This window comes from Acidocella sp. MX-AZ02, from assembly GCF_000306035.1.
In the GTDB taxonomy this organism is placed as follows: Bacteria; Pseudomonadota; Alphaproteobacteria; order Acetobacterales; family Acetobacteraceae; genus Acidocella; species Acidocella facilis.
Map to the genome: position 1 here is coordinate 69,770 of NZ_JH976207.1, position 5,814 is coordinate 75,583.

General features: G+C 65.3%; 8 protein-coding genes. 2 read left to right on the forward strand and 6 right to left on the reverse strand.

Annotation, left to right across the window (positions count from 1 at the left end; translation table 11 throughout):
• From MXAZACID_RS00360 to MXAZACID_RS00380, 5 genes are all read right to left on the reverse strand, one after another.
• Positions 1-285 (reverse strand): NTP transferase domain-containing protein (locus MXAZACID_RS00360; protein WP_039884625.1); only part of this gene is annotated, 285 nt, incomplete at its 3' end.
• 2 nt (positions 286-287) lie between these two features.
• Positions 288-608: an NIPSNAP family protein gene (locus MXAZACID_RS00365; protein WP_008491993.1), complete on the reverse strand. Its 321-nt coding sequence runs from the start codon at positions 606-608 to the stop codon at positions 288-290.
• Between the two features lie 11 nt (positions 609-619).
• On the reverse strand, positions 620-1,507 hold the full coding sequence (locus tag MXAZACID_RS00370) for a prephenate/arogenate dehydrogenase family protein (RefSeq protein WP_008491994.1): 888 nt from the start codon (positions 1,505-1,507) through the stop codon (positions 620-622).
• Positions 1,500-2,588, reverse strand: coding sequence for a histidinol-phosphate transaminase (gene hisC / locus MXAZACID_RS00375; protein WP_144052589.1), 1,089 nt, complete (start codon positions 2,586-2,588; stop codon positions 1,500-1,502). The genes MXAZACID_RS00370 and hisC overlap by 8 nt, the downstream gene beginning before the upstream one ends.
• Positions 2,588-3,448 (reverse strand): chorismate mutase, encoded by an 861-nt coding sequence (locus MXAZACID_RS00380; protein ID WP_008491997.1) that lies wholly within the window; start codon positions 3,446-3,448, stop codon positions 2,588-2,590. The genes hisC and MXAZACID_RS00380 overlap by 1 nt, the downstream gene beginning before the upstream one ends.
• 117 nt (positions 3,449-3,565) lie before the next feature.
• On the opposite strand from MXAZACID_RS00380, the gene MXAZACID_RS00385 reads away from it, so the two are divergent.
• Together MXAZACID_RS00385 and metW are read left to right on the forward strand one after the other, a co-directional pair.
• Positions 3,566-4,708, forward strand: coding sequence for a homoserine O-acetyltransferase (locus MXAZACID_RS00385; RefSeq protein ID WP_026440330.1), 1,143 nt, complete (start codon positions 3,566-3,568; stop codon positions 4,706-4,708).
• Positions 4,709-4,722: 14 nt separating this feature from the next.
• Complete coding sequence (metW, locus tag MXAZACID_RS00390) at positions 4,723-5,322, forward strand: methionine biosynthesis protein MetW (protein WP_026440331.1); 600 nt, start codon at positions 4,723-4,725, stop codon at positions 5,320-5,322.
• A gap of 117 nt (positions 5,323-5,439) precedes the next feature.
• Here metW and MXAZACID_RS00395 read toward each other — a convergent pair.
• The coding region (locus MXAZACID_RS00395) for a septal ring lytic transglycosylase RlpA family protein (protein WP_008492000.1) at positions 5,440-5,814 on the reverse strand (375 nt) is incomplete at its 5' end.

A 5,814-nucleotide genomic window follows, 5' to 3' on the forward strand; every position in this document is an offset into this window, starting at 1 on the left:
GAAAATCGCCACCGGCCCGTCGCCGAAATAGGGTTCCGCCTGCCGTGCGGCATGGGCGGTGCCCAGCCGCTCGGCCTGGATGGCCACCTGATGCGGGGCCGCCAGCGCCGCCAGGGCCGGCATGTCCGGCCCGATCACCACGACGATCCGGTCGAACACCTGCTCCGCGGCGCGGATGAGATGCACCAGCATCGGCTGCCCGGCGATCTTGTGCGCGGCTTTCGGCAGGCTGGATTTCATCCTCGTGCCAAGTCCGGCGGCGATGATGATGGCGGTGCTCTGCATGCTCATTTGGCGGCGAAAAACGGCGTTTCCCGCGCCAGCTTGTTCTCCATCGAGAGGAAGCCGTCCAGCTTCGCCGTTTCCGCCAGGAACTGCGCCCATCCGGATTCCTTTGCCATGGCGTTGCGCCGCGCCTCGCGGTCAGCCTGGCTCTGATAGCGCCAGATATGCACCACCTGATGCAGCTCGCCCTCGATCGTCGTGTAGAACCCCAGGCATTCGCCCAGATGCTTTTTCTGCAGCGGCCAGGCCAGCTCCTCATAGAGTTTCAGCCAGGCGCCCATCTTGCCGGGCTGGAACTTATAGGTGCGGATATCCACGATCATCTCTGGGGTCCTCAGGCTTGTTTGATATCGATCAGGCTTTTCCGGATCTTGCGGCCCCGGTTGATCTTATCCTCGATATAGTCGGTATCGCCCCAGCGCACGGCGCGGGCCATCGCCTGCGCGTCCTCGGAAAAGCGCGAGAACATCTCCAGCAGCGCGTCCTTGTTGTTGGTGAAAATGTCGCGCCACATCACCGGATCGGAGGCGGCGATGCGGGTGAAATCGCGAAACCCGGTGGCCGCGAATTGCAGCACTTCCTCGCGAGTCTCGTCCGCCAGATCATCCGCGGTGCCGCAGATGGTGAAGGCGAGCAGATGCGGCAGATGCGAGACAATGGCCAGCACCCGGTCATGATGCGCCGCCCCCATCCGCGCCGTGCGCGCGCCCAGCACCCGCCACAAGGCCTCGATCTTTTGCGCCGCCGCCTCGTCCATGCCTTCGATCGGCGTCAGCAGGCACCAGCGCCCCTCGAACAGATTGGCCAGGCCCGCATCCGGGCCGGAAAACTCGGTGCCCGCCATCGGATGCGCCGGCACGAAGGCAACCCCCGCCGGCACGAAGGGCAGCACATCGCGGATCGCCGATTGCTTGGTCGAGCCGACATCCGAGAGGATGCAGCCCGGCTGCAGATGCGGCGCGATCGCCGCCGCCAGCCCAGCGAAGCTGCCGACCGGCGTGCAGAGGATGACCCCATCGGCGCCGCTGACCGCCATGGCGGCATCGGCGCAATAGACATCGCCAAGCCCCAGCTCCTCGGCACGCTGCAGATGCGCCGGATTGGCATCCGCGATCACCAGCTGCCCGACCGTGCCAGGATGCAGCTTCAGCGCCCCGGCGATGGAGGCGCCGATATGGCCAATGCCGATCAGCGCCAGACGGTTGAATAAAGGCTCAGTCATGACAGAACTCGGTCAGAATTTCCGCCACCCGGCTGCATTCCGCCGATGTGCCGATGGTGATCCGCAGGCAATGCGGCAGGCCGTAGGATTTCACCTGCCGGACGATATAGCCGCGCTGGCGCAGATAGGCATCCGCGGCCGAAGCCCGCTCGACGGTGACGAAATCGACCAGGATGAAATTGGCCTCGGACGGGATGACCTTGAGGCCGCTCTGGGTCAGGCGCTCGCTCAGGCGGCGGCGTTCGATGCCGTTATGCGCCCGGCTATGCTCCAGCCAGCCCTCCTCACGCAGCGCCGCCATCCCGGCGGCGGCGGCGAACACATTGATGTTGAAGGGCGGGCGGGTGCGGTTGAGCACGTCGATCACCGCCGCCGGCGCGTAGCACCAGCCCAGCCGCGCCCCGCCCATGCCGAAAATCTTTGAGAAGGTCCGGGTCATCACCGTGTTGTCGCCGGCATCCACCAGCTTCACCCCGGCATCGTAATCCTCGCGCTCGACATATTCGGCATAGGCGGCATCCAGCACCAGCAGAATATCCGCCCGCAGCCCGGCGCGCAGCCGCTCCACCTCGCCTTGCGCCAGCATCGTTCCGGTCGGGTTGTTGGGGTTGGCGATGAACACCATGCGAGTCGCTGGGGTCACCAGGCTCAGTATGGCATCGACATCGGTGGTCAGCTCACGCTCCGGCGCCTTGATGACCGTGCAGCCCGCCAGCTTGCCGGAAATCTCATAGATCGAGAATCCGTGCTCGCTCATGATCAGCTCGGTCCCCGGTCCGCCATAAGACTGGATCAGCAGGGTCAGCACCTCGTCCGAGCCATTGCCGCAGACGATGCGGTCCGGGTCCAGCCCGAATTTGGCGCCAATCGCCGCGCGCAACTTGCCGCTGCTCCCATCGGGGTAGCGATGCATGCCGGAGGCGGCCTCCGCCATTGCTTTCAGCGCCCCTGGCGGCGGCCCGAACGCGCCCTCGTTGGATGACAGCTTGACCGGATGCTCGAAGCCCGCGAGCTTGGATTCACCACCGACATAGGACGCCACGGAGAAAATCTCCGGCCGCGCGACAGGGCTGCTCATGATCAGGCGGTCTCTTCCAGCGGCAACGCATAGCCGCCGACAACGCGCGGCGGCGTCTCCAGCCCGGCAATGGCCGAAAGGCGCGGGTCGCTGTCAGCGATCAGCCCGGTCACTTCCAGCAGCGCCAGCACGCCGGTATCGCCCGCCAGCCGTTTGACCCAGAGCGCCGTCGGGTCGAAGCCGGCGGCCTTGACCAGCTCGATCAGTCGGGCCCGCGAGGCCTCGGCGCCGAAGCGCAGCAGCAGCAAGCCGCGATCAGAGCCGCTCGGGTCGGGGGGCACGGTCGCCGCCACCAACGCCTCGCCCAGCGGCAAGCCTTCGGCGCGATGCGTCCAGAACGGGAGCTTGGCGATGACATAAATCGGGGTTCCGTTCGAGGCCAGGAGCTGCCACCAGCCGCCTTGCGCATCGTCGCCTTCGCCCAGCGGCGGCAGCACGCCCAGCTGCGCGCCGCCCTCGCGGGTGAGGTCGGATAGGGTCTGGGCGGGGTTGTGATGCCGGCGCACCGGCGTCAGCGGGCCGAAATGCTCCCGCGCCAGGGCCAGGCGGGCCTCGCCGCCTTCGCCGTCGCAAACCGCCATGGTCTGGCCGCCCTCGATGATCAATGCGGCACCGAACATTTCCCGCCAGATCCGCACGATGGCCTGTGCCGGCCAGGCGCCCTGATGGCGCGCCAGCAGCCGCCGCAGAATGACGGCTTCCCGCCCGGGGCGGATCTTGGTGCCCTTTTTGCCGCCCTGGCTGGCGACATTCTCGACCACGCGGGCCCGCTGCATCAGCAGATCATGGATCTGATCATCGATCGCGTCGAGTTCAGCGCGCAATTCGGCCAGGCGCGAGGCTGGAGAGGGCAGGTCGTTCATCACGCGTGTAGATACCCCAACCAGCCCAACCCCGCCAAGCCATATCCGGCAGTTGTTCTTCCATGTCAGGATGGGGATTGCGCCTTGGGGAGGGCCAGCGCATATGCGATTGGCAGAATGGACCAGACGCCGGCCTCTACCGATTTCCCGCATCAATGCGTGACCTTCCCCGAGGGAGTCATGCTCGATTGCGGTCGCGCCTTGCCCAGCGTGACCGTGGCCTATCGCACCTATGGCACGCTCAATGCTGCGAAGAGCAACGCGATCATGATCTGCCATGCGCTCACCGGCGATCAATATGTCGCCGAGCAGAACCCAGAGACGGGCCGGCCCGGCTGGTGGGAGCGCGTCGTCGGCCCCGGCGCGCCGATCGATACCGACAAATATTTCGTAATCTGCTCTAACGTCCTGGGCGGCTGCATGGGCTCCACCGGCCCGCGCTCGCCGCGCGGCGAGGCGCCCGGCGAGCTCTGGGGGCGGGATTTTCCGGTCATCACCATCCATGACATGGTGCGGGTGCAGAAGCGGCTGGTCGAGCATTTCGGCATCCGCAAATTGTTCGCGGTCATCGGCGGCTCGATGGGCGGCATGCAGGCTTTGTCCTGGGCGGTGCAATATCCGGAGATGCTCTACGCTGCCGTGCCGATCGCGGCGGCCTATTACCATTCCGCCCAGAACATCGCCTTTCACGAAATCGGCCGGCAGGCGATTTTCGCGGATCCGGCCTTCTGCAACGGCCATTACTGGGCCCAGGGCGTGCGGCCCGAGCGCGGCCTCGCGGTGGCGCGGATGACGGCGCATATCACCTACGTCTCGGAAGAGGCCTTGACCCGGAAATTCGGCCGCAAGCTGCAAAATGCCGAAGGTCTGTCGGCTTTGGGCGAGCAATTCGCGGTGGAAAGCTATCTGCAATATCAGGGGTCGAGCTTCGTCACCCGATTCGACGCCAATTCCTATCTCTCGATCACCCGCGCCATGGATCTGTTCGACCTCGCCGGCGATCATGAAGGCGGGCTGTCGCAGGCCTTTCGCGGCGCCAGCGCGCGCTTCCTGCTGGTCTCCTTCTCCTCGGACTGGCTGTTTCCCACCGCGCAGAGCCGCACCATCGCGCGGGCGCTGAACCATGCCGCCGCCAACGTGTCCTTCGTGGAAGTCCAGTCCGACAAGGGGCATGACGCGTTTCTGCTGGATGAGCCGGATTTCCACGCCACGCTGCGCGGCTTTCTCGTCGGCTGCGCCGAACATGCGGGGCTGGCATGAGTGGGGCCAAGAAAATGCGCGTGGATCTGGCCTTGATCGCGGCCATGGTGCAGCCCGGCTCGCGCGTGCTTGATGTCGGCTGCGCGGAAGGCCAGCTCATCGAGCATCTGATCCGCGCCAAGCAATGCGACGCGCGCGGCATCGAGATCGACATGCAGGAGGTGCAGCGCGCCATCTCGCACGGGCTGCCGGTGATGCAGGGCGATGCCGATACGGAACTGGTGACCTACCCCGATCACGCCTTCGATTACGTCATTCTCTCCCGCACACTGCAGGCCGTCGAGCAGCCGCGTGAGGTGCTGCGGCAGATGCTGCGCATCTCAACCCACGCCATCGTCTCCTTCCCGAATTTCGGCCATTGGAATCTGCGGTTGCAGCTGCTGCTGCGCGGCCGCATGCCGATGACGGCCAACTGGAACCGGATGTGGTTCGAGACGCCCAACATCCACCCCTGCACGATCCGGGATTTCTTCGATTTGTGCGATGCGGATGGGTATGTCGTCGAGGATTGGCAGGCAGCGGATGAGGAAGGGCGCCGGACCCCGTGGCGCCGCTCGGCGCGTCTGGCCAATCTGTTCGGCGAGCAGGGGCTGTTTCTGCTGCGTAAGGCCTGAGGCGAGAGCAATATGTGTTTATCTTAACGCGCCAGCGTCAAGATAAACACATGAAATTGTTCGCTAAAACAAAACTTAGAGCATCAAGCTAAAAGCTTGATGCTCTAGCCGTAAAATTTAGCGGTTATCCACCAGCATCACCGGGGTCACGTTCACCTGGGCAACGCCCAGATTGACCAAACCAAGCTGCGCCGCGGCCCCTTCGGAAAGGTCGAGGATACGATGGCCTTGCGGCATGCAGTCATTCACCCGCACGATGATCGAGCGGTCATCCTGGCCATCATCCGCCAGCGAGACGCGCACCCGCGTCCCCACGGGAATGCTGGGGGAGGCGGCGGTCATGCCATCCTTGCGGAACACTTCACCGGTGCAGGTCCGGCGTAGCCCCGGGCCCGGCTTGTACCAGGAGGCCGTGCCGGTCAGTTCCGGGCCGGCATCCACCAGCTGCGGCGCGCGCGGCGGCAGCACTGGCGGCGGCTGCGCGACGCTGAC